Consider the following 23,623-nt stretch of genomic DNA (forward strand, 5'->3'; position numbering starts at 1 on the left):
ACTTTGGTTGCCCATGCCCCCACTCAATCCCCAACAACGCGCGGCGGTGCGCTATCTGGACGGCCCCCTGCTGGTGCTGGCCGGCGCCGGCAGCGGCAAGACCCGGGTGATCACCCACAAGATCGCCTACCTGATTCGCGAATGCGGCACAGCGCCGCGGCACATCGCCGCGGTAACCTTTACCAACAAGGCGGCGCGGGAGATGAAGGCGCGGGTGGGGGAGTTGCTGGGGGCTGAGGCCAAGGGCCTGAAAATCTCCACCTTTCACACCCTGGGGCTGAACATGTTGCGCCAGGAGCTGCAAACGGCAGGGTTGCGCGCGGGCTTTTCCATTTTCGACGCCGAAGACAGTGCCGGGCTCATCAAAGAGCTGCTGCGCAAAGAATCCCTGGACGACGGCCGCGTGAAAGAGGCGCAGTGGCAGATTTCCCGCTGGAAGAGCGCCCTGCTCGATCCCGGCCGGGCGGTGAACGAGGCTGCCACCGACGTGGAGCTGCTGGCCGCCACCCTGTACGCCGGATACCAGCGCCATCTGCGCGCTTACAATGCGGTGGATTTCGACGATCTCATCGCCCTGCCGGTGCAACTCCTGCGGGACGATGTGGCGCTGCGCGAACGCTGGCAGAACCGCCTGCGCTATCTGCTGGTGGACGAGTACCAGGACACCAACGGCGCGCAGTACCAACTGGTGCGGCTGCTGAGTGGCGTGCGCGGCGCGCTGACGGTGGTGGGGGACGACGACCAGTCCATCTACGCCTGGCGCGGCGCCCAGCCGGAGAATCTGGCCCAGCTGCAGCAGGACTATCCAAAGCTCAAAGTGATCAAGCTGGAACAGAACTACCGCTCCAGCGGCCGGATTTTGAATGCGGCCAATGCGCTCATCGCCAACAATCCCCACGTGTTCACCAAGCGCCTGTGGAGCGGGCGCGGCCCCGGCGACGCCCTGCGGGTCATCCAGTACCGGGACGAAGAGCACGAGGCCGAGAGCGTGGTGGCAGAGATCCTCGCCCACCAGTTCCGCCACCGCACGGACTTTGGCGACTACGCCATTTTGTATCGCGGCAACCACCAGGCCCGTCTGTTCGAGCGGGCCCTGCGGGATCAGCGCATCCCCTACTATCTGAGCGGTGGCACTTCCTTTTTCAGCCACGCCGAGGTGCGCGACGTGATGGCCTATTTGCGCCTGCTGGTGAATCCCGACGACGACGCGGCCTTTTTGCGGGTGGTGAACACCCCGCGGCGGGAAATCGGCCCGGCCACCCTGGAAAAGCTGGCCGAGTACGCCGGCGGCCGCCACATCTCGCTGTTTGCCGCCTGCTTTGAACTGGGGCTCAAACAACATCTGCCGGAGCGGGCCGTGACCCGGCTCGGCCGCTTTGCCCAATGGCTGGTGGACCTGGGCGACCGCGGCAGGCGGGGCGACCCCATCGCCGTGGTCAAAGACATGATCCACGGTGCGGACTACGAACTGTGGCTGCGTGACAACGCCAGAGACGACAAAGTCGCAGAGCGTCGCATTAACAACGTGTGGGAGCTGGTCGCCTGGATGCAGCGCCTCACCGAAAAGGACGCAGCGGACAAAACCCTGGCGGATCTGGTCGCCCACATGAGCCTGATGGATATCCTGGAACGGGGCGAAGAGGAACACACCGGCGGCCGGGTGCACCTGATGACCCTGCACGCCGCCAAGGGCCTGGAATTCCCCCACGTGTTTCTGGTGGGCATGGAAGAAGAGCTGCTGCCCCACCGCAACAGCCTGGAAGCCGGCACCATCGAGGAAGAACGGCGCCTGTGTTACGTGGGTCTGACCCGGGCCCGGAAAACCCTGGCGCTGACCCTGGCGGCCAGGCGCAAACGGGGCGGGGAGCGGATCGGACGGGAGCCCAGCCGTTTTCTCAAAGAACTGCCGCAGGACGATGTGGTGTGGGAAGGCGTGGGCCAGGTGGCGGATCCGGTCCAACGCCGGAAAAAGGGCCAGGCCCACATGGCCAGTCTGCGCAGCCTGTTGACAAATTGAGCCGCCCTGGCCCGGCGCCGACTGTGCTGGTGAGCTGTGCGGGACAGTCCCCCGGCGAAACAAATCTTCTATAATCCCGCCTCCTTGCCACGTTGAGTGCCGCTGATGAATGCACCGCCGCCGCCCTGGGATTTGGACCGCGCCCGCCGCCGCTACAACATCAGCCACTGGAGCTACGGCTATGTGGACGTGAACGCCCACGGCCACGTCACCGTGCAGCCCCGTGCCGGCCGGCAGGCCATCGACCTGGTGGAACTCAGCGCCGAGATCCACCGGGCGGGCCTGGCCCTGCCGGTACTGGTGCGCTTCACCGATATTTTGCGCGACCGGGTGGACACCCTGGTGGCGGCCTTCGATGCCGCCGCCGCCAGCCACGGCTACGGCGGCCGCTACACGGCGGTCTATCCCATCAAAGTCAACCAACAGCGCACGGTGGTGGAGGCCATTTTGTCCCACGGCGGTGCGCGGGTGGGACTGGAGGCGGGCAGCAAACCGGAGCTGATGGCGGTACTGGCCCTGGCGCCGCCGGGGGGGGTCATCGTCTGCAACGGCTACAAAGACCGCGAATACCTGCGCCTGGCCCTGATCGGGCGGGCCCTGGGCCAGCGCGTCTACATCGTCATCGAAAAACTCTCGGAGCTGGACCACGTCATCAACGAGGCGGCGGATTTGGGCATCACACCGCTGTTGGGCCTGCGGGTGCGGCTGGCCTCCGTCGGCGCCGGCAAGTGGCAGAACACCGGCGGGGAGAAATCCAAATTCGGCCTTTCCGCCAGCCAGGTGCTGGAGGCGCTCGCGCACCTAAAGCAAGCTGGCCTGACGGCCTCGCTGGAACTGTTGCATTTTCACCTGGGGTCACAGATCGCCAATATCCGCGACATCCAAAAGGGCCTGCGGGAAGCAGCCCGCTACTACGCTGAGCTGCACACTGCCGGCGCCCCCATCAAGGTCATGGACGTGGGTGGCGGCCTGGGGGTGGATTACGAAGGCACCCGCTCGCGCAGTTTTTGCTCCATGAACTACAGCGTCCCCGAATACGCCCACAACGTGGTGCACACCCTGTGGGAGTGCTGCGAGCAAAGCGGCCTGCCCCACCCCGACCTCTTCACCGAGGCCGGTCGCGCCATGACCGCCCACCACGCGGTGCTGATCACGGACGTTGTCGATCACGAACCTTTTCCTGCCGCCGAACCCGGTTCTCCCGCTGCGGACGCGCCCTTGATCCTGCACGATTTGTGGCGGGCCCTGGAGCATTGGGGGGAACGCAGTGTGCTGGAGGTCTATCACGATGCCGTGCACTGGCTCAGCGAGGCACAAAGCATGTACACCCACGGCGTGTTGAATCTGGCGCAGCGGGCCCACGCGGAGCAACTCTACTTTGCCATCTGCCGCAAAGTGCGGGCGGCGCTGAAACCCGCCACCCGCGCCCACCGGGAAGCGCTGGACGAACTCAGCGAGAAAATGGCGGATAAATATTTCTGCAATTTCTCCGTCTTCCAATCCGCTCCGGATGTGTGGGCCATCGAACAAATATTCCCCATCCTGCCTCTGCAGGGCCTGGACAAGCCGCCGCTGCGGCGCGCCGTCCTGGAAGACCTGACCTGCGATTCCGACGGCCGGATCGAGCACTACGTGGACGAGGACGGCGTCGAGACCACCCTGCCGGTGCATGAACTGAAAGCCGGGGAACAATACTTGCTGGGCCTGTTTCTGGTGGGTGCTTACCAGGAAATCCTGGGTGACATGCACAACCTGTTCGGCGACACGGCCTCGGTGAATGTGGAACTCACCGCCGAGGGCCACCGCCTCACCCAGCCCGAGCAGGGCGACACGGTGGACGCCCTGCTGCGCTATGTGCATTATGCCCCGGAAGATCTGCGCCGGGCCTATCGCCAGAAGCTCGCCGCCGCAAGCGTGAGCCGGGCAGCGCGCAAACAATACAGCCGGGAACTGGACGCGGGACTGAGCGGCTACACGTATTTGGAAGAGTAGGGGGATCAAAATGGCGAACATCAAAATCGAACGGGGCGCAACGCCTGGGCGGCTCGCGGAACTGGGCGTGGCGGACTGGCCCATCTGGACCAAAGACGTGTCCACCTTCCCCTGGGAATACGACAGCCGCGAGACCTGCTACCTGCTGGAAGGTGAGGTGGTGGTCACCCCGGAACAGGGCCAAGCGGTCCGTTTTGGGGCAGGCGATGTGGTCACCTTTGGCGCCGGCCTGCGCTGCACCTGGGATGTTCGCGCAGCGGTGCGCAAGCACTACCACTTCGGCTGAACAGGGCCTGTTTTTTTGACAAAGGGGGCGCGGGCCACTTATGATCCGCCCGCCCCGCGGGAGCGCCCGTCAGCCAGACACTGGAGACTGCATGGATATACTCGGCACCGATCACTTCATCGAGCCAGGACGATCCCGCCGCGAGCGCGCCCTGGTGCTGGACGGTCCGGCAGGCGAGCTGGAAGCGGTGCTCAGCCATCCGCCGGTGGGCGCCACGTCCCAGGCGCTCGCGGTCGTGTGCCATCCCCACCCCTTGCATCAGGGCAGCCTGCACAACAAAGTCACCCTGACCCTGGCGCGGGCCTTGAGCCAGATGGGCGTGCCCGCCCTGCGTTTCAACTTCCGCGGGGTGGGCCAAAGCGCCGGATCCTACGGCGGTGGCGCGGGTGAAGTGGACGATCTGCTGAGTATTCTGGAACAACTGCGCGAGCGTTATCCGGACCGGGCGCTGTGGGTGGCGGGTTTTTCTTTCGGCGCCTACGTCGCCTTGCGGGCGGCGCAGGCCTTTGCCGTGGACCGGCTCATTACCGTCGCGCCCCCCATCAACCTGTTCGACTTCTCCACCCTGGAGCCCCCCGGCTGCCCCTGGCTGGTGGTGCAGGGCACCGACGATGAGTTGGTGCCCGCAAAGGCAGTGCTGCGCTGGTCAGCCCGGACTTACCCGGCGCCGGAGGTGGCGTTTATGGACGGCGCCTGCCACTATTTCCACCGCCGTTTGCAGGATTTGCGCACCCTGGTGGAAGAACGGGTGGCCACCGACCCCGCCCTGTGTGCCCTGCCGGCGCAGCGGGTCTCATCATAAGGTCCGCCGGCGCAGCTTCTCCATTTTCTTCCCGATGCGGCGGCGCTTGAGCGGGGAGAGGTAATCCACAAACAGCTTGCCGTCCAGGTGGTCCACCTCGTGCTGGATACATACCGACAGCAGGCCGTCGGCCTCCATCTCAAAAGGCTTGCCGTCGCGTCCCAGCGCCTTCACCCGGATGCGTTCGGCCCGCTCCACTTTTTCATAGACACCGGGCACGGAAAGACAACCCTCTTCCAGATCCGAGACGTCCTCGCGGGAGGCGATTTCGGGGTTGACGAAGTAGTGGGGGTCATTGCCGGCTTCGCTCACATCCACCACAATCACCCGCTTCGGCACATTCACCTGGGGTGCCGCCAAACCCACGCCCGGGGCCGCGTACATGGTCTCCAGCATATCGTCCAGCAGGCCACGGATGTCAGCGTCCACCGCGGCCACCGGTTTGGACACCAAGCGCAGGCGGGGATCGGGAAAATGAAGAATGGGCAGGATCATGTGAATTCCGTCAAGGTCTGGGGTAAATTGCCGTATATACTGCTAGCGGTGGATGGCCGCGTATTGCACGCGCAGCCAATCCGACGAATAGTATCGAATCAGGGACCGGTACTCCAAGCCAGGCGTGCTTTTCTGCATCCTCGCCGGGGTATCCGCCACGCTACCCAGGGAGTCATACCGTGCCGCGGCATCATTTGGACAGACCACCACGCTCTCCGTTCGCCCTTGTGCTCCGCCCCGCATTGCTGGCCCTGATGTTGGCGGCTTTGGCGGGCCCGGCGCGGGCCGACACTGTGGTACTCAACCCTGATCACCCCGGCCGCTACGTGGTGGTTCCGGGTGATACGCTTTGGGGTATCGCGGCGCGCTTTCTCCGCAATCCCTGGAAATGGCCGGACATCTGGTATATCAACCCCGCCATTGAAAACCCCCATTTGATCTATCCCGGCGATGTGATCTCCCTGGTCATGCGCAACGGCGAGCCGGTGTTGATGCTGGAACGGGCGCCGGAAAACGCCCGGCCGGCATTCAAAATGTCACCGGCCCTGAATACCGAGAAACTGTCCCCCCAGGTGCGCATCGAAAAGCTGGAGCGCGCCATCCCCACTTTACCCATGGACGCCATCCAGCAGTTTCTCCTGGACGTATATGTGGTGGGCAAACAAGAAGTCGACCACGCCCCCTATATTGTCGCCATGGAAGAGGGCCATCTGGTGGCCGCCGCCAACGATACTGTCTATGCCCGCGGCATGATGGACAAGTCCACCGCCCGCTACCAGGCCTTCCGCACCGGCCGGGTTTACCGGGATCCGGACACCGAGGATGATGAAATCATCGGCTACGAAGCGCTCCGGGTGGGGACAGCCCGGGTGGAGGCCTTTGGCGACCCCACCACGCTGACTTTCCTGGATTCCTCGCGGGAAGTGCTGATCGGCGACCGGCTGCTGCCCTTCCCGGAGAATTCAACCCTCGATACGCATTTCATCCCCCGCGCCCCGGAAACGGACATCCACGGCCGCATCATCGCCATGTTTGATGCCGTCGCGAGGGTGGGCCAATTCCAGGTGGTGGTGCTCAACCGCGGCCACGCCGACGGCGTGCGGCCCGGTCACGTGTTTGCGGCCTTTCGCTCCGGCGACAAGGTGCGGGATTTGATCACCGCCAGGAAAAAAGGCCAAACCGTCACGCTGCCCGATGCCCGCTCCGGCCTTATCATGGTATTTCGGACCTTCGACAGGGTAAGCTATGGCCTGGTCACACAGGCCAGCCGCGACATCCGATTGCACGACACCGTCGGCAACCCCTGACCTTATCAGCCGTCGCGGCGGCCACCTGGAGGCACCCGGGATGGCGCAGCGTCCTGACAATAACAACAAACTCGCCCACTGGCTGGCCCTGGTGCGCACCCCACACCTGGGGCCGCAGGGTGTTCAGCGCCTGCTGGAACGCTGTGGGAACCCCATCGCCATTTTCGACGCCGCCGCCCGGCCGGGGGAACTCCCCGAACGGGTGCGGACCGCGCTGACGCGCTTCGATCGGTCCGGTGTGGACCAGGATCTGCGCTGGGCGGAACAACCCGCTCATCATTTGATCACCCTGGACGACGCCCGCTACCCCGCCCTGCTGAAAGAACTCAAAGACCCGCCGCCGGTGCTGTTCGTGCAGGGCGAGCCCGCCTGCCTCAGCCATCCCCAGGTGGCCGTGGTGGGCAGCCGCAACCCCAGCCCCGCCGGGCTGGACAATGCCCGCGCTTTCAGCCGTGAGCTGGCCCGGCAGGGGCTGGCCATCACCAGCGGGCTGGCCGTGGGTATAGACGGTGCCGCCCACGCCGGTGCCCTCGCAGGCGGCGGGATCACCCTGGCCGTCATCGGCACGGGGCCCGACCGGATCTATCCCTCGGCACACCGCGAGCTGGCCGAAGCCATCGCCCGGCAGGGCGCGCTGGTGTCGGAGTTTCCACTGGGCACCCCGCCCCGTCCCGCGCACTTCCCCCGCCGCAACCGGCTTATCAGCGGCCTGAGTCTTGGCACCTTGGTGGTGGAAGCCTCACCGCAAAGCGGTTCGCTGATTACCGCGCGCCTGGCGGCGGAGCAAGGGCGGGACGTGTTCGCCATTCCCGGCTCCATTCACAACCCCCTGGCGCGGGGCTGCCACGCGCTCATCCGGCAGGGCGCAAAACTCATCGAATCGGCTGAAGACATCGTCGGGGAACTGGGCAGCATCGCCCAGTTTGTCCGGAACGCGGCTGCGGCGGCGCCCCGCTCCGATGCCGCCCAGGCAGCCGCCATCCCCCACCAGGACTTGCTCGATTGCATGGGTTATGAGCCTGTGCCCCTGGACCTGGTGGTGGAGCGCAGTGGATTGACGGCGGAGCGGGTTTCCTCCATTCTTTTGGAACTGGAATTGCATGGACTCGTTGCCGCAGCGCCCGGCGGATTCTATTCCCGGCTCGAACCAGAGACCTCAAAATGAAAGAAAACGTGTTGGACATCCTGATGTATCTGCTTGAAAACTACATGTACGGAGACATGGACGAGGAGGCGGACCAGGCCTCCCTGAAGGCAGAATTGCAGCGGGCGGGTTTCCCCGGGGGGGAAATCGACAAGGCCTTCGCCTGGCTGGAGGAACTGGCCAGCCTGCGCGAGAGCGCCGCCACCTCGCCCCTCACCACCCGCCATGCGGTCAGGATCTATACCGCGGAAGAGTGCGAAAGGCTGGACGTGGAGTGCCGCGGCTTTTTGACCTTTCTCGAGCACTTGGGTGTACTGGATCCCGCCAACCGCGAGATGGTCATTGATCGCGTCATGGCGCTGGGGGAGGAAGACACTGACCTCACCGACCTCAAATGGGTCATCCTCATGGTGCTGTTCAACCAGCCCGGCAAGGAAGCGGCCTTCGCCTGGATGGAGGACCTGGTGTTCGAAGGCACCCCCGGCGCGCTGCACTAAACTAATTCTCCTGGCGTGGCGATACAGGGCTGCGGCGCGACGGCTGCAGCACGGCACCTGACCGCGTCACCTATTGACCCCGTTAACCAACCCCTTAAGGCTGATGAGTAAAAATCTGGTCATTGTGGAATCGCCGGCCAAGGCGAAAACCATCAAGAAATACCTGGGCAAGGACTTTGAAGTACTCGCTTCCTATGGGCATGTGCGCGACCTGCTGCCCAAGGAGGGCGCAGTCGATCCCGAGCACGATTTCGCCATGAAGTATCAGCCCATAGAAAAAAATGAAAAGCATGTGGCCGCCATTGCCAAGGCGCTGAAAAAGGCCGATGCCCTCTACCTTGCCACCGACCCGGACCGGGAAGGCGAAGCCATTTCCTGGCATCTGTGTGAACTGCTGCGGGAAAAAGGTGTGCTCAGGGACAAACCGGTCAAACGGGTGGTGTTTCACGAGATCACCAAGCGCGCCATCCAGGAGGCCATGGCCCAACCCCGCGATTTGGGCCTGGCCCTGATCAACGCCCAGCAGGCCCGCCGGGCTCTGGATTACCTGGTGGGCTTCAATCTTTCGCCCCTGCTATGGAAAAAAATCCGCCCGTCCCTGTCCGCCGGACGCGTGCAAAGCCCGGCTCTGCGCTTGATCGTGGAGCGCGAGGAAGAGATCGAGAAATTCACTCCGCGCGAGTACTGGACCATCGAAGCGGACTCGGCCAGGGGCAAAGACAAGTTCGTCGCCAAACTACAGCAGTACGCGGGCAAGAAGCTGACCCAGTTCAGCGTCACCAGGGCCGAACAGGCCGCTGAAATCGAAAAAACCCTCACTGCTGCCGCCAAGGGCCAGCTCACCGTCGCCAAGGTGGAGAAGAAGTCCCGCAAGCGCAACCCCGCACCGCCCTTTATCACCTCCACCTTGCAACAGGAAGCCTCCCGCAAACTGGGCTTTTCCGCCCAGCGCACCATGCGCATCGCCCAGCAGCTCTACGAAGGGGTGGACATCAATGGCGCCGCCGTGGGCCTGATCACCTACATGCGGACCGACTCGGTGAATCTGGCGCAAGAAGCCGTGGCGGCGCTGCGGGAATTTATCGCCGGACGCTACGGCGCCAAAGCGGTGCCGAAAAAACCCAATGTTTACAAAACCAAGTCCAAAAACGCGCAAGAGGCCCATGAAGCCATCCGGCCGACCACCGCCAGCCAGACGCCGGACTCGGTCAAAGCCCACTTGAGCGCCGATCAGTTCAAACTCTACGATCTGATCTGGAAGCGCACCGTCGCCTGCCAGATGATCCACGCCACTTTGCACACGGTGAGCGTGGATCTAAACCCCGGCACCGACGGCGCCCACGTTTTCCGGGCTACCGGTTCCACCATTGCCGAGCCGGGTTTCATGGCCGTCTACCAGGAAGGGGTGGACGACGCCAAAACCGGCGACGAAGAGAAAATGCTGCCGCCTTTGCAAGAGGGCGACAAAGTGAAGCTGGTGAAACTGCGTTCAGAACAGCATTTCACCGAGCCACCACCGCGCTTCAGCGAAGCCACCCTGGTGCGGGCCCTGGAAGAGCACGGCATCGGCCGGCCCTCCACCTATGCCGCCATCATTTCCACGCTGCAGCAGCGCGAATACGTTACCCTGGAAAAACGCCGCTTCCATCCCACCGATGTGGGGCGGGTGGTCAACCGTTTTCTGACCACCTACTTCACCCAATACGTGGACTACGACTTCACCGCCCGCATGGAAGACGAGCTGGACGCCATTTCCCGCGGTGAAGAGGACTGGCACCCGGTACTGCGCAAGTTCTGGGAACCGTTCCGGGACAAGGTCAAAGACATCGACGAGAACGTCGCGCGCAAAGACGTCACCCAGGAGATAACGGACGAGAAGTGCCCCGAGTGTGGCAAAGCCTTGAGTATCCGCCTGGGCAAGCGCGGACGCTTCATCGGCTGCAGCGGTTATCCCGAATGCAACTATACCCGCAGCCTGGGCGGCGAAGAGCGTCCCTCTGAACCTGAGAAAGTGGAAGGACGCGAGTGCCCCAAATGCGGCGCCGATTTATACATCCGCACAGGGCGCTACGGGAAATTCATCGGCTGCAGCGCCTATCCCAAATGCAAGCACATCGAGCCACTGGAAAAACCCCAGGACACCGGCGTGACCTGTCCGGCATGCGGCAAGGGCACGCTGCTGCAGCGAAAATCCCGCTACGGCAAGATTTTCTATTCCTGCTCCACCTACCCTGAGTGCAAGTACGCCGTGTGGAATCTTCCGGTGAAAGAGCCCTGCCCCAAATGCAACTGGCCCATTCTCACCATCAAAACCACCAAGCGGCGGGGCACGGAGAAAGTCTGCCCCCAAAAAGAATGCGATTATGCCGTGCCCGCTGAAAATGCGGAGCAGGCCGCTGCAAGCTGAGCGCGTCCGGCCTATTGTTGCAAGGCCGCCACTATGGCATCGCGATCCAGATGGGGCGCGAAAAGATGGATGAACTCGAAGGCGTAGGCACGCAGGAAGCGCCCCCGGCGGATGCCGATACGGGTGGTGCTGGGCTCGAACAGGTGGGCCGCATCCAGCGCCACCAGGTGGGCATCCCGGCTCGGGTCGTAGGCCATTTTCGCCAGTATTCCCACCCCCAGCCCCAGTTCCACATAAGTTTTGATCACATCGGAATCGATGGCCGTCAGCACCACATTGGGCTGCAAACCCCTGGCCTCGAAGGCGCTGTTGATCTTTGATCGCCCGGTGAAGGCGAAATCGTAGGTGACGACGGGATAGCGGGCGATGGCCTCCAAGGTGAGCGGCTTCACCTCCGTCAGGGGATGTCCCGGTGGTACCACCACACAGCGGTTCCACTGGTAGCAGGGCAGCATCACCAACTCGGCAAACTGCTCAATGGCCTCCGTGGCGATGGCAAAATCAACGCTGCCCGTGGCGGCCATCTCCGACACCTGGGCCGGATTGCCCTGATGGATGTCCAGGCGCACTTCGGGGTATCGCTGCGTGAATGCTCGAATCACCGCCGGCAGGGCATAGCGGGCCTGGGTATGCGTGGTGGCAATGGACAAGGTGCCCCGGGTCTCGCTGGAAAACTCATCCCCCACCCGCTTGATGTTATCCACCTCTCCCAGCACCCGTTCGGCAATCTCCACCACCGCCCGGCCGGGGTGGGTGAGCCCCATCAAACGCTTGCCTTTGCGCTCGAAGATCTGCACCTTGAGTTCATCCTCAAGAAGCTGGATCTGATGGCTCACGCCGGGCTGGGCGGTGTGCAGGCTGGCCGCGGCCTGGGATACATTGAAGCCGTTTTTGACCACTTCCACGATGTAACGCAATTGGCGCAGGGTCATGGCAAAATATACCCAATTGTGATTAAACTATAAGATTATATTATTTTTCATACTATACAAGCCTTGTTACTGTGACCGGCTCAATGGGCGTATTGTCTTTTCCGGCATGTCCGACAGACCGCTTTCCCTTGCGGGGCAAAGCCTGAGGCTTTGGGCAGCAGCCGCCTGTGAATTACAATTTCCGGCTCGCACCACGGCCCGCACGCTGTCCAGCGGCGTTTTCAAGCCGGCAACACAACCATTGTCGGGTGAACGTCGCGGCACAGGGAGGTGCCGCCATTGGGGCCAGCCACTGGGAGCCCGCGAAACACCCGCCATGTTGCCAAACGGCGGGCGGATTCGCAGGTGACCATCAAACAGCCCAGGACGAGCTGTTTGATTGCCGGGTCAATAATCTGCGTTGTGGCAACAAGATCCAGATGAAGATGAAGGAGAGTAACGCCCCTGGGGCGTGAACAACATTATGAACGCGAACACCAACCTGGTTGATGACGAAGAAATCAGCCGCTATGAAGAGTCGGTCGAGGCATTTATGGACGGGCGCATGGACGGCGACCGTTTCATGTCCTACCGTTTGCAGCACGGCATTTACGGCCAGCGTCAGGACGGCGTGCACATGGTGCGTATCAAAGTGCCCGGCGGTGGCCTGAACGCGGCGCAGCTTGGCGTGATCGGCGATTGCCTGGAGCGCTACTCCCAACACGACTGCGCCCACGTCACCACGCGCCAGGATATCCAAATCCACCATGTCCCCATACGGGAGACTGCAGTGGTCATGCGCGCCCTGGGTGAAGCGGGGCTCACCACCCGCGAGGCCTGCAACAACACCGTCCGCAACATCACCGCCTGTCCCCTGGCCGGGGTGTGCCCCAGGGAACACACCGACATCACCACCCACCTCATGGGCGCTGTGCAACGCTTTTTGCGATACCCCCTCACCCAGCAGATGCCACGTAAGTTCAAAATCAGCTTCTCCGGCTGCGAGACCGATTGCGCCCAGGGCCTGATGCACGACCTGGGCGTGGTGGCAGTGAACAACAACGGCCGCTTCGGCTTCAAAATCCTCGCCGGAGGGGGCCTGGGTCACAAACCCCGGCACGCCATCACCGTGGAAGAATTCATCGAAGAGCGCGATCTGCTGGCCTCCATGGAAGCCCTGCTGACCCTGCACAACAAATATTCCGACCGCAAGCGCCGCGCCCGCGCCCGAATCAAATTCCTGGTAGACAAATTCGGCGCCGAAGGCTTTTTGGAGAAATACCGCGAGGAACTGGCCCGTACCAAGGTGGCCTATGCCGACTACGATACTCCCAAGGGCCAGTGGCAGGCCGGCGCCACCACCGGTGAGCTGCCCCTGCCCGGCGCGCCCCGCCACACTCTGGAGCAAAAGCAGGCGGGCCTGTTCGTGCTCCCCATCAGCCTGCCCACCGGCGATATCACGGCGCCGCAGCTCAGGGGCATTGCCCAACTGATGACGGACCACGGCATCAAGGAAATCCGCACCAGCCAAGACCAACAGCTCATGCTGGTGGGGGTGGCGAAAATCAAACTGGATCCCTTGCGCCAGGGCCTGACCGCGCTGGGTCTGGGCGAGCCGAAAACGGGCGACAACATCGTTGCCTGCCCCGGCACGTCCACCTGCCGTCTGGGTATTACGTCGTCGAAAGTGATCGCCCCCAAACTCAGCGCTGGTCCCCTGGATTTGCGCATTCGCGTCAGCGGCTGCCAAAACGGCTGCGCCCAGCCGGAAACCGGGGACATCGGCATTTACGGCGAGGGCAAACGCCTGCACGGCAAACTCGTCCCTCATTATCAAATGTACCTGGGTGGCGACGGCCGCAGTGGAGGGGGGCTGGCGCTGAAGGGCCCCTCCATTCCGGTCATGCGCATCGAGCAGGCCGTGGCACGCCTGAGCAGCCACTACCGCGAAGACCGCAACGGTGAGGAAAGCTTCTATCACTGGCTGCGCCGCCGCGGCATGGATCACGTGACCGAACTCCTGGCCGATCTCAAAACCGTGGCAGAGAGCGAGGTCACCGTCCTGGCCCGCGATCACGGCGAAGAAGAGCAGTTCCGCGTCCTGCAACTGGGTGGCGGCGAGTGTGCCGGCGCAGCGCAGAGCCTGGTATCCGCCAATTTTGCCGAGGCCGCCCATGAGCGCAGCTACCGCGACGCCTTCCGCCTCCAGCGCCAGCCCGAGGACGCTATCGAGTGCGCCGAGCAGATGCTGCGCCTGCTGGCCCAGTCGGTGCTGTTCTTGGCCGGCCGGGAAGCGCCCGGGAGCCTGGCGGAAATGGCCACCTTGCTCGCCGAAGCCCTGCCCGACAACTCTCTGGGTGCTCAGCTGGCCGAACTCGTCTCCGCCCTGAACGCGCAGCGCCAGCATTTCGAGGACCACGCCATGAAAGCCCTGTCCGTCCGCATGGACCAGTGGATGCTGGACGCCGCGGCCACTTGCCAGGCGGTGGACCAGCAACTGGACCTTTCCGCCTCCCTGCCGACCCTGGACACCGGTGGCCCTGCCACCGCGCCGGTGATTGACCTTACCGGCTATGGTTGTCCGCTGCACTACATCAAGGCGCGCAACGCCTTGCGCGACCACCGCTCGGGTGAAGAAGTGGAATTCCTGTTCGTCTCAGGTGACCCGTCGGAGCAGGTGAAATCCAGCCTGGCCAGCGACGGCCACACCGTGGTAAGCGTAACGGAAGAGGCAACGGCCACCCGCATACGGGTACGCAAGGGAGAAGGACAGGCCCAGGCCTCGGCTTCTTGAACAACGAGGGGAAAACAACAGAACCGGGCGGTGCCGCAAGCGGGTCCGTTCCCTGTGCTTTGGCAGTTTGTTGAAAAGCTCCGTTGTTCAACCAGCGGTGTGGTGCAGGGTTGCACCGTCACGTGCAATGACGGCAAGTCAGTGAACAGTGAGGCGGCCGCAAACCGCGTACGCGGCGGCCGGCCTTGCAAAAGGCCAGGAGGCCTTTTGCAGCACCCTGTTAGAGAGTGGAAAGCAGCGCGTTGTGCGGCACGCCGCTGGCGCGCATGTTTTCCGCCAGTGTTTTCGCGGTGAAGCGGTCCACTGAGCGGGCTTTGAAGAACACCCCGCGGAACTCCCCATTGATCGGCTCAACGACGATGAAATACGTTCCCCCCCCCTCAAAGGTGAAGGGATAGCGTTTTTTCATCACTGCTGTCTTCCAAAAGGGCCCGACCTCGGTTTTATTCTCCAGCTCCACAGACACCTCCACCCGGGGGTGCATGTAGATCAGGGTGTAATCCCCTTTGGCCAGATCGAGCAGATGATCGCCGTCCACCGCGATTTTCAGGGCATTGTCGGAAAAGCCCATGGCCCGCTCGGTTTGGGGACGGAGAAAATAGACCGTCGCAACGGCCGGCGCCGCCGGGCCGCTGACCAGATGGTGGCGCACATTGACGGACGTGCCACTCAAAGAGCAGCCTGCCACCAGCAAGACCACCCACAAGGCCACGCCTGTTGTTTTGATTGTGCGACGATCGCGCATTTCTGGTCCCCCTCCCGCAGCACGCGAATCCTTTAAGAGTCGGAATGATGGCACCGGAAGCGGGGAGAGATCAAGCATGCGGCCCCGTCATGCTACTTTGCCCGGCCTCAGCGAGGAAAAAGCCCGCTGAGTCGCGTATACTTGCCGGCTCTGCCGCCACCGCGCGTCCTGAGGTTTCAGCGCCGCCTGACAAGGCGGGAGCGCTGCAGCGCCTGGCACAATAGAATGAGCGCGCGGCTCTCAGGCGCATCGGTTTTCTGTATGTCAGTGCCAAGCCGGCGATGGCCGACATCCCGCCGGGCTTGGACCTTAAGTCCAGCGATTTTTCTGAGATAGAGAGGGCACAGCCAATGTCAAAAAAGCATCCCATTATCGCCGTGACCGGTTCCTCCGGCGCCGGCACCACCACTGTCAAGAACGCCTTCGAACACATTTTCCGCCGCGAGGGCATCAAACCGGAAGTGGTGGAAGGGGACAGCTTCCACCGCTTTGACCGTGCCGCCATGAAAAAAGCCGTCGAAGAAGCGGCCAAAGAAAACAAAACCATCAGCCACTTCGGCCCCGAAGCCAATGTGTTCGACAAGCTGGAAGAATTGTTCCGTACCTACGGCGAAACCGGCGGCGGGAAAAAACGCTACTATGTGCACAATGAAACAGAAGCGGCCCTGCGCGGCGCGGCGCCCGGCACTTTCACCGACTGGCAGCCGCTGGAAGCCGGTTCCGATCTCCTGTTTTACGAGGGGCTGCACGGTGGGGTGGTGCATGAGGGCGTGGACGTGGCCCAGTGGGTGGACCTCTTGATCGGCGTGGTGCCCATCGTCAACCTGGAGTGGATTCAGAAAATCCACCGCGACAGTGCCGAACGTGGCTACTCCGCCGAAGCCATCGTGGACACCATTTTGCGCCGCATGCCCGACTACGTGCAGTTCATCACCCCGCAGTTTTCCCGCACGGACATCAACTTTCAGCGGGTGCCGGTGGTGGACACCTCCAACCCCTTCATCGCGCGGGACATCCCCACGCCCGATGAGAGTTTCATCGTCATCCGCTTCCGCTATCCGCAAAAGCAGGACTTCCCTTACTACCTGAACATGATCCAGGATTCCTGGATGTCCCGTCCCAACACCCTGGTGGTGCCCGGCGGCAAAATGGGCTTTGCCATGGAGTTGATTCTCACCCCCATCATCCATGACATGATGGAGCAGAAACGCAAGCTGGGCTAACAGGATGTTGAAAAAGGCCTTCCTGGTTCCTGGCCTTTTTCAAGGCCGGCCGCCGCCAACACGCTTTGCGGCGGCCCCACCTGTGCAATGACTTGTCATCATTGCACATGACGGTGCAGCTCTGCACCGCACCCAGCTGGTTGAAAAACGGGGTTTTTCGACCAGTTGCCAAGTCACCGCGTCACCCGGTGCCGCCACAAGCGGGCGGCACCGGGAAGACCCAGGCTCAGCGCCACCCCGGCCACAATGAACTCCAGCAGGGCCGCCTGTGGGTAGCGGCTGTCGTAAAGCAGCAGCAGGTATACGGTGGCTGAAACCAACAAGGCCGCCAGTACCTGCTGCCCGGCGCGGGTCATTCCAAAGCGCCAGTGTCCCGCCAGACACATTCCCGCCAGCGCGCCCCACCAGCCCACCGCGGCGCCGACCAATACGTCCAGCGGCCAGTGCACACCGACCATAATGCGGGACACACCGACACCGGCTGCCATGATCAGCAAGGCGATGCGCAAGCCCCGCGAGGGAAAACAGGCGCTCATCACTGCCGCAAACATGAAGGCAGTGGCGGTGTGTCCCGAAGGGAAGGCTTTGGAAGACAACACCGGTCCCACGGAAAAGAAGCTCTCCGGCGGCAACACCGCTGGCGGCCGGGGCACATTGAACACGATTTTGCCTGTTTGAATCAGAACCGCCGTCACCACGGCCGCGCAAAACATCTTCCATACCAGCCCGGGACGCCGGCCCACCCACGGCAATGTCAGGGCAAGGACCAGCAGGGCGTCGCCCAATACCGTCCAGTTGGCCCAAAAGCCCGGGAAGGCATAAACACTTAGACGGTTTATCGTATAAAACCATTCCTGATTGGCGCCGGACAAGGCCACAAGGCCGGCCAGGGCCAATGCACTTAGTGGTACCAGATGTACACGTTTAAAGAGGTGTTGCGCTGATGTGCAAGACAACAAAAAGGACGCCTCGGAAAATTTGAGGATAAGAAGTCTAACACGTCCGTCACCGCGTACCCTTGGCCAAATATTTGGTGTATGCTGTTGCCGCGACCTGGATAGCATTCCTTCCAGCGCGCTGACAAACGCGACGTCGCAAGGGTAAGCCAAACGCCCCCGTGTCGGGAACAATTACTATTAGAACAGGCCATGATCCCTTTGGCAGGACGCCACACTAATAGCTTCAATGCACCTCTTCCCCGCGCGGCTTGCAGCGCGGCGGACAGTGATACGGCGCTTACGCCCGGGCGATGCCCGCGGCACGAACGTCATCAGGGCGCCTGTCCACGGTTCACGACAGCGCCTGCCGCTTGTCCGCGACAAGCGCTCAAACCCACCGCCGGTTTCTCTGTAGGCCGCAGGCCTGATGATTTGTCCGGCCGCTTTCGCCGTTCCCTCCCTGCTCCCATAGCGCAGTCGCCACGCCCGCGGGCCGTGGGCCATCCCGGCGCCGGGCGCTGCCGTCGCATGCGCTTATGTCGTCCGCCGCCGGCGTCGATAACAATGGCACCAAGGATTCACTTGTCAGAGTTTCAAGGATATGTTGCGAAGTACAAGTCATCATCGAACCAACGCCGCCCCGTGACGGGCGCGGCCGTTTAAGCGGGCCTGACGGCGCCAAAGACGCCGACGGCCAGGTTGAAGCACATTGGGGGAGCCTTTAAAAAACCGCGCAGCGGAAACGGACAACCGTGCCGCGCCGGTCGCGTCGATCCACCCGCCGTCGAAGCATGCGAACCTGAATACAGCTGAGCATCGAGGTATCACCGTGAGAAAGTTAATCGTCCTGTTACTGACGCTGGCCCTGCTGCCCCTGGCCGGCGCCGCCGAATCGCCAAAGGGAAACATTCCGGACCGCTTCACCCTCACACCTGATCCGGAATTCCGCAGCCTCGAGGACAAAGTGAAGTCCTTGAAACAAGACGTTATCGATCTCAGCACTGATCTTTACAAACTGCAGGAATCACTTCTGACCCCGTCTTCCACCCAGGTGAACTTTTACGTGTCGGTGGACGGACTGAGCGACCTGTCCCTGGACAGCGTGGAGCTGAAAGTGGACAACCGCACGGTGAAAAATTACATCTATACCGCCCGCGAGCAGGCCGCCCTGCGCCGCGGCGGCGTGCAGCAGCTCTTTGCCGGCAACCTTCCCATTGGCACGCACCGGTTTGCGGCCACCTTCGCCAGCACCAATGCCGCCGGCAAAGTCAGCCGGGGCAGCGTCAGCGGCCAGTTCGACAAGGAACTGGCACCCAAACACATCGAAATGAAGTTCGTCGCCGACAAAGGCGGTGAACCCCGCGTCGAACTCAAAGAATGGGAATAGTCGCGGTCCTGTCATGATCAAGCTCCATAACAACAAGCGCTGGTGCGCCGCCGTACTGTGCATTGCCAGTGCATTGCCGGCAGCGGCTGCCAAAGCGCCTCCCGCGGCGTCTTCCCTGGCGGATCTCAAGCGCCGGGAGGCGGCTTTCGATCTCTACCGTCAGCATTACCTCAGCGCCATCTCACGGCTGTCCACGCAGGCGGCCGATGACCCCTGGGTCGCCCTCAACCTCGCCACCTTGTACGAAGCCTGGGGCTTGCCGCAGGCTGCCGTGGAACAACTGGAACGGGCCGCCCGCCAGGGCGAGCGCATCCCCGCCCGCAGCTGGTTGAGCCTGGCCTGGAACCGTTACTTCGAACGCGATCTGGGCGCCGCCCGAGGGGCGCTGCACCATTTGAAAGATCTGCCCCGGGGCAATGACCGGGCCGAGCGGGATTTCTTGCGCGGCCTGCTCATGCTGGGCAGCGGCCGCTACGGGGACGCCGCCAAGGCTTTCCAGGCGGTGGGCGGGCAAGGTGCCTGGAGCGAACTGGCCCGTTACAACCTGGCGCTGGCCCGGCTCGGTGCCGGGCGGCAGGAACAGGGGCTGACGCTGCTTGAAAGCCTGGCGCCCGGCGCGAGCTCCGCCCTGGCGGATTACCACGGTCCCTTGAATGCCGCCCTGGGGTATCGCCTGCTGCGCGCCGGGCAGCCGGACAGCGCCGCATCGTGGCTGGCGCAGGTGGGCAGGGGCGAAACCCGCTATCGCGCGGCCCAGCTGGCCCTGGGATGGACTGCCTTCCGGCAGCGGGATTATGACGCCGCCCTCAAGCACTGGGACAGCCTGACGACGGGCAACGCCTTCGATGCCGTCACCCACGAAGCCCTGCTGGGCAGCGCCCGGGCCCGCTATGAATCCGGCGCCTTTGACCAGGCCGTGAGCCAGTACCGGCGTGCTCTCGACAGTCTGGCCGCCACCGACAAGACCCTGTTGGAGCTGGGCACCGACGCCGCCCTGGCCGATTACATCCAGGCCCTGCTGGCCGCCAACCCCGGTGCCGAAGAAGCGGGCCGCTATTGGAAGGTGGAGAGACTGCCCCCGGGGCCGCCGAGCATTCTGGCCGTCAACACGCTGCTGGATCCGGTGTTCCAGGCCGCCCTGGGCAGTTACCGGGACACACAGTACTTGATCCGGTCCCTGGAAACCTGGGGCGGCGATCTGGTGGCCTACCGCGATCTGGCGGAAGCGCGCCAGGCCGACTACTGGGACCGGGCCCCCCGCGCCATGGCCCGCGCCCGCACCCTGGATGAGGCAGGTTTCGCCCAGACGGTTAAACGGTACAAAAGAGCGCTGGCGCGGGCCCAGGCCAGCGAAGACGTCGCCGCGCTGGCCACCAGCGAACAGATGCAGACCATGAGCCTGCTGGAGCGGGTGGAAATCCGCCTGGCGCGCCTCAAGGGCTACATCGTTGATCATGAGGAACTGGCCCAAAAATACGAATTCCTGCGCGGTCGGTTCATCTGGCAGCTACACCAGCAATTCCCCGAGCGCGTGGCCCAGACCCGGGCGGCTATCGAAGAGCTTGAAAAAGCCCTGGCGGAAGCCGGCCGCAACCAGGCCCGCTTGCAACGCAGCGCCCAGGCCGCAACCCGCGGCTTCAAGGGCTTCGACAAAAACTTCTCCCGCTTAAAGGCGCGTCAGGATGCATTGCTTGAGCGCGCCCGGGACCTGGCGGAGGAACAACTGGACTATCTGGTCACACGCCTGCGGCAGACCCTGAACAAGCAAAGGGAGCGGACCCGGCAACGGCTGGCCCAGGCCCAGCTCGGCCTGGCGCAATCTCTGGACCGCCAGGCCCAAAACGCCGGGGACAAGGCGGACTACAATCCAGCCATCGCCGCTTACGAGGCTTTTCTGGCCTACCCCGGCGACAGCACCCTGAAGAACGCCACGCGGCGGCGCATCGCCGATCTGGCCATGATCCGCGCCGAATTCCGCTTCAACCGCTTTCTGGACAAATCCTCGCCCAACACCACGGCGGCCTTTGTCATATACGAACCGGTCACCGCCAAATACGAGCGACTGCTGCAGACGCTGCCGGACAGCCCCGGCAACGACCGGGTGCTGTACCAGTTGGCCAAAGCGCACGACCGCGGAGGCGAGCTGGAAAAATCCCTGGCCGCCCTGACCCGCCTGACCCGCGATTATCCCGACAGCGGCTACCACGACGAAGCACAGTTCCGCCGGGGTGAACTGCTGTTCACTTTCAACCTGCCCAAACAGGCGGCGGAAGCCTACGGCGCGGTGGTGGTGCGCGGCCCTGAATCAGCTTATTACGAGAAATCCCTCTACAAACACGGCTGGGCGCTGTACAAGGCCAATCACCTGGAAGCCGCCTTGCAATCCTTCATGGTGATGCTGGACGCCAAGCTGGGCGAGGGACAGGAAGCGCTGGACGAAGGCGACCGGGAACTCGTCTCCGACGTGCTGCGCGTAAGCAGCCTGAGCCTGGCCCAGCTCGGTGGCGTCAGTGTCCTGGAGCGCCTTTTTGAAAAACTGGGACCACGTCCGTACGAACACCGGTTGTACACTGATCTGGCGGCGCTGTATCTCAAACAGGAGCGCATCGAAGACGCCGCCGAGACCTATCGCGCCTTTGTGGAGCGCCATCCCAACCATCCCCAGGCCCCGGCGGTCGCTGCCCGGGTCATTGCCACTTACCATGAAGGGGGGGTGTTCACCGCCCGGGAACTGGATGCGAAGAAACTCTACGTTCAACACTACGCGCCCACCAGTCCCTATTGGGCCGCCAACCCGGCGGCGGACAGTGCCCCGGTGTTTGAACAGGTCAAAGTCTATCTGGACGAACTGGGACGCTATGCTCACGCCAGGGCGCAAAGAGACGGTACGGCACAAGACTTCGCGGACGGCGAACACTGGTACCGCCTCTTCCTCGATGCCTTCCCCGACGCCCCTGAGGCGGCGGCGAAACGGTTCCTGTTGGCGGAGCTGCTGTTCGAGGCCGGGAAGTTCGATGAAGCGGCCGGCGAATACCTCAAGGTGGCCTACGATTATCCCGCCCACGAGCACAGCAAAGAAGCCGCCTACGCCGCCCTGCTGGCCTTCCAGCGGCAAACGGAGCAGGCGGCCCCGCCCGAGGCCCAAAACGGCTGGCGGGAAAAAGCACTGGCGGCGGCGGCGCGCTTTACCGCGGCTTACCCCGGCGACCCCCGCACCCCCACCGTGCTCGCCCGTGCCGCCGAGGATCTGTGGACGCTGAAACGCGCCGAAGACGCGGCGCGCACGGCCACCACCTTGGTGCAACAGCACCCGGACGCCGACCCGGAACTGCGTCGCAGCGGCTGGACCGTGCTGGGCCACGTTCAGTTTGACAGCGGCCGCTACGCCGAGGCGGAACACAGCTATCGACAGGCCCTCCGGCTGCTTGCGCCCCACAGCGTGGATGAAGCCGCCCTGCGGCAGCGGCTCGCCGCCGCCATATACCAGCAGGGCGCGGCCGCCGAGCAAGCCGGTGAGTTGCGCGCTGCGGTGCAGCACTTCGAACGGGCGAGCCAGGCGGCGCCCGGGACAGAGATCGCGACCACCGCCCAGTTCGATGCCGCCACCGCCCTGCTGACGCTGGAAGACTGGCCCGCCGCCATCACCGCACTCAAAGCCTTCCGCAAAGCTCACCCCGGGCACGCTTTGAGCCGGGAAATTCCCATCAAGCTCGCTCTGGCCCTGCAGAAAACCGGCGCCGTGAGGGAGGCGGCCGCGGAACTGGCGGCCTGGTCCAGCCAGGCTGAGGACGCCGGCGAGGGGCGGGAGGCGCTGTTACAGGCGGCGGAATTGTACTTCCAGGCCGGCGAGCTGAAGGCTGCCCGCAATGTCTACCGGGATTACGTCAAACGCTACCCCTCGCCCCTGCTCGACGCCATCGAAGCCCGCTGGCGCCTGGCCGATATCTATCAGGAACTGGGCGACATGGGCCGCCGCAACATCTGGCTGCGACGCATCCGCAAAGCCAACCGCAACGGCGGCGAAGAGCGCTCGCCGCGCACCATTTTGCTGGCGGCCCGCGCCGCTTATCAGCTGGCGGAATTCGCCCGCAGCGAATTTGAAAAAGTCGAACTCGTCCACCCCCTGGAGAAAAATCTCAAGCGCAAAACCAAAAAAATGGAGGCGGCGCTGACCGCCTACCGGCGGGCGGTGGAATACGGCGTGGCCGAAGTCACCACCGCCTCCACCTATCGCATCGGGCAGATTTATTCCGACTTCAGTCACGACCTTCTGAACTCCGAGCGCCCCCGGGATCTGGATGCGACAGAGCTGGAACAGTACAACGTATTGCTGGAAGAACAGGCGTACCCTTTCGAAGAGCAGGCCATCAGCCTGTTTGAAAGCAACGCCCGGCGGACGGCGGAGGACATCTACGACGAATGGGTCCGGAAAAGCTTCGCCCAGTTGAAGAAACTGTTACCCGCCCGTTATGCCAAACAAGAGCTTGGAGAAGCATTCATCGATGACATCTACTAAGGTGATTTTTCCTGCCGGCTGGGCCGCGTCGGCAGCCTTGCTGCTGGCGGCCTGCGCCGCACCCCGGCCCGGTCCCTCGCCCGAACCGCCGCCGGTGGAAACGGCAGCGCCGGCGCCAGTGGCGGACCCCGGAACCACAGACGAAACCGCCAGCGGCCCGCC

General features: G+C 63.3%; 15 protein-coding genes and 1 pseudogene. 12 read left to right on the plus strand and 4 right to left on the minus strand.

Going from position 1 to position 23,623, the window contains the following annotated elements:
* The first annotated feature begins 13 nt into the window (after window positions 1-13).
* The 4 genes from rep (at window position 14) to ENJ19_01525 (ending at window position 5,097) form a co-directional block, all read left to right on the plus strand.
* On the plus strand, window positions 14-2,017 hold the full coding sequence (rep, locus tag ENJ19_01510) for a DNA helicase Rep (GenBank protein HHM04406.1): 2,004 nt from the start codon (window positions 14-16) through the stop codon (window positions 2,015-2,017).
* Window positions 2,018-2,122: 105 nt separating this feature from the next.
* Complete coding sequence (gene speA / locus ENJ19_01515) at window positions 2,123-4,009, plus strand: biosynthetic arginine decarboxylase (GenBank protein ID HHM04407.1); 1,887 nt, start codon at window positions 2,123-2,125, stop codon at window positions 4,007-4,009.
* Between the two features lie 10 nt (window positions 4,010-4,019).
* A complete protein-coding gene (locus ENJ19_01520) occupies window positions 4,020-4,295 on the plus strand; it encodes a DUF861 domain-containing protein (protein HHM04408.1) in 276 nt (91 codons plus the stop codon).
* Between the two features lie 91 nt (window positions 4,296-4,386).
* Window positions 4,387-5,097, plus strand: a complete 711-nt coding sequence (locus tag ENJ19_01525; protein HHM04409.1) for an alpha/beta fold hydrolase — start codon at window positions 4,387-4,389, stop codon at window positions 5,095-5,097.
* On the opposite strand, the gene ENJ19_01530 is transcribed toward ENJ19_01525, so the two are convergent.
* Window positions 5,092-5,592 (minus strand): peptide deformylase, encoded by a 501-nt coding sequence (locus ENJ19_01530; protein HHM04410.1) that lies wholly within the window; start codon window positions 5,590-5,592, stop codon window positions 5,092-5,094. The two genes, ENJ19_01525 and ENJ19_01530, sit on opposite strands and share 6 nt — an antisense overlap.
* Before the next feature lie 254 nt (window positions 5,593-5,846).
* Here ENJ19_01530 and ENJ19_01535 point away from each other — a divergent pair, with 254 nt between their 5' ends.
* The 4 genes from ENJ19_01535 (at window position 5,847) to topA (ending at window position 10,947) form a co-directional block, all read left to right on the plus strand.
* Entirely contained in the window at window positions 5,847-6,899 is a 1,053-nt protein-coding gene (locus ENJ19_01535; protein HHM04411.1) for a LysM peptidoglycan-binding domain-containing protein, read from the plus strand.
* A 40-nt stretch (window positions 6,900-6,939) separates the two neighbouring features.
* Window positions 6,940-8,064 carry a DNA-protecting protein DprA gene (dprA, locus tag ENJ19_01540; GenBank protein ID HHM04412.1) on the plus strand — a complete coding sequence of 375 codons (1,125 nt, stop codon included), beginning with the start codon at window positions 6,940-6,942 and terminating at the stop codon, window positions 8,062-8,064.
* Window positions 8,061-8,540, plus strand: coding sequence for a DUF494 domain-containing protein (locus ENJ19_01545; GenBank protein HHM04413.1), 480 nt, complete (start codon window positions 8,061-8,063; stop codon window positions 8,538-8,540). The genes dprA and ENJ19_01545 overlap by 4 nt, the downstream gene beginning before the upstream one ends.
* Window positions 8,541-8,643: 103 nt before the next feature.
* Window positions 8,644-10,947, plus strand: a complete 2,304-nt coding sequence (gene topA, locus ENJ19_01550; protein ID HHM04414.1) for a type I DNA topoisomerase — start codon at window positions 8,644-8,646, stop codon at window positions 10,945-10,947.
* An 11-nt stretch (window positions 10,948-10,958) separates the two neighbouring features.
* Here the strand turns inward: topA and cysB are convergent, their stop codons facing one another.
* Complete coding sequence (cysB, locus tag ENJ19_01555) at window positions 10,959-11,879, minus strand: HTH-type transcriptional regulator CysB (protein HHM04415.1); 921 nt, start codon at window positions 11,877-11,879, stop codon at window positions 10,959-10,961.
* Window positions 11,880-12,342: 463 nt separating this feature from the next.
* On the opposite strand from cysB, the pseudogene ENJ19_01560 reads away from it, so the two are divergent.
* Window positions 12,343-14,379: pseudogene (locus tag ENJ19_01560) on the plus strand (nitrite/sulfite reductase).
* Between the two features lie 493 nt (window positions 14,380-14,872).
* Here ENJ19_01560 and ENJ19_01565 read toward each other — a convergent pair.
* On the minus strand, window positions 14,873-15,397 hold the full coding sequence (locus tag ENJ19_01565; protein HHM04416.1) for a hypothetical protein: 525 nt from the start codon (window positions 15,395-15,397) through the stop codon (window positions 14,873-14,875).
* Between the two features lie 350 nt (window positions 15,398-15,747).
* Here ENJ19_01565 and ENJ19_01570 point away from each other — a divergent pair, with 350 nt between their 5' ends.
* On the plus strand, window positions 15,748-16,620 hold the full coding sequence (locus ENJ19_01570; GenBank protein ID HHM04417.1) for a phosphoribulokinase: 873 nt from the start codon (window positions 15,748-15,750) through the stop codon (window positions 16,618-16,620).
* A 173-nt stretch (window positions 16,621-16,793) separates the two neighbouring features.
* Here the strand turns inward: ENJ19_01570 and ENJ19_01575 are convergent, their stop codons facing one another.
* On the minus strand, window positions 16,794-17,684 hold the full coding sequence (locus ENJ19_01575) for a phosphatase PAP2 family protein (protein ID HHM04418.1): 891 nt from the start codon (window positions 17,682-17,684) through the stop codon (window positions 16,794-16,796).
* A gap of 703 nt (window positions 17,685-18,387) precedes the next feature.
* On the opposite strand from ENJ19_01575, the gene ENJ19_01580 reads away from it, so the two are divergent.
* Both ENJ19_01580 and ENJ19_01585 read left to right on the plus strand, forming a co-directional pair.
* The gene (locus ENJ19_01580) at window positions 18,388-18,945 is read left to right on the plus strand and encodes an AraC family transcriptional regulator (GenBank protein HHM04419.1); all 558 of its coding nucleotides are present in this window, start codon (window positions 18,388-18,390) and stop codon (window positions 18,943-18,945) included.
* Between the two features lie 13 nt (window positions 18,946-18,958).
* The gene (locus ENJ19_01585) at window positions 18,959-23,461 is read left to right on the plus strand and encodes a tetratricopeptide repeat protein (protein HHM04420.1); all 4,503 of its coding nucleotides are present in this window, start codon (window positions 18,959-18,961) and stop codon (window positions 23,459-23,461) included.
* Window positions 23,462-23,623 lie beyond the last annotated feature (162 nt).

This window comes from Gammaproteobacteria bacterium (assembly GCA_011375345.1).
Classification (GTDB): Bacteria; Pseudomonadota; Gammaproteobacteria; order DRLM01; family DRLM01; genus DRLM01.

What these genes read in the sequence shown, in the direction of transcription:
- cysB (HHM04415.1), bottom strand. Translation starts at nt 11,879, where the DNA reads ATGACCCTGCGCCAATTGCGTTACATCGTGGAAGTGGTCAAAAACGGC.
- ENJ19_01575 (HHM04418.1), bottom strand. Translation starts at nt 17,684, where the DNA reads ATGCTATCCAGGTCGCGGCAACAGCATACACCAAATATTTGGCCAAGG.
- rep (HHM04406.1), top strand. Translation starts at nt 14, where the DNA reads ATGCCCCCACTCAATCCCCAACAACGCGCGGCGGTGCGCTATCTGGAC.
- ENJ19_01545 (HHM04413.1), top strand. Translation starts at nt 8,061, where the DNA reads ATGAAAGAAAACGTGTTGGACATCCTGATGTATCTGCTTGAAAACTAC.
- ENJ19_01535 (HHM04411.1), top strand. Translation starts at nt 5,847, where the DNA reads ATGTTGGCGGCTTTGGCGGGCCCGGCGCGGGCCGACACTGTGGTACTC.
- dprA (HHM04412.1), top strand. Translation starts at nt 6,940, where the DNA reads ATGGCGCAGCGTCCTGACAATAACAACAAACTCGCCCACTGGCTGGCC.
- ENJ19_01530 (HHM04410.1), bottom strand. Translation starts at nt 5,592, where the DNA reads ATGATCCTGCCCATTCTTCATTTTCCCGATCCCCGCCTGCGCTTGGTG.
- ENJ19_01570 (HHM04417.1), top strand. Translation starts at nt 15,748, where the DNA reads ATGTCAAAAAAGCATCCCATTATCGCCGTGACCGGTTCCTCCGGCGCC.
- ENJ19_01565 (HHM04416.1), bottom strand. Translation starts at nt 15,397, where the DNA reads ATGCGCGATCGTCGCACAATCAAAACAACAGGCGTGGCCTTGTGGGTG.
- speA (HHM04407.1), top strand. Translation starts at nt 2,123, where the DNA reads ATGAATGCACCGCCGCCGCCCTGGGATTTGGACCGCGCCCGCCGCCGC.
- ENJ19_01525 (HHM04409.1), top strand. Translation starts at nt 4,387, where the DNA reads ATGGATATACTCGGCACCGATCACTTCATCGAGCCAGGACGATCCCGC.
- ENJ19_01585 (HHM04420.1), top strand. Translation starts at nt 18,959, where the DNA reads ATGATCAAGCTCCATAACAACAAGCGCTGGTGCGCCGCCGTACTGTGC.
- ENJ19_01520 (HHM04408.1), top strand. Translation starts at nt 4,020, where the DNA reads ATGGCGAACATCAAAATCGAACGGGGCGCAACGCCTGGGCGGCTCGCG.
- topA (HHM04414.1), top strand. Translation starts at nt 8,644, where the DNA reads ATGAGTAAAAATCTGGTCATTGTGGAATCGCCGGCCAAGGCGAAAACC.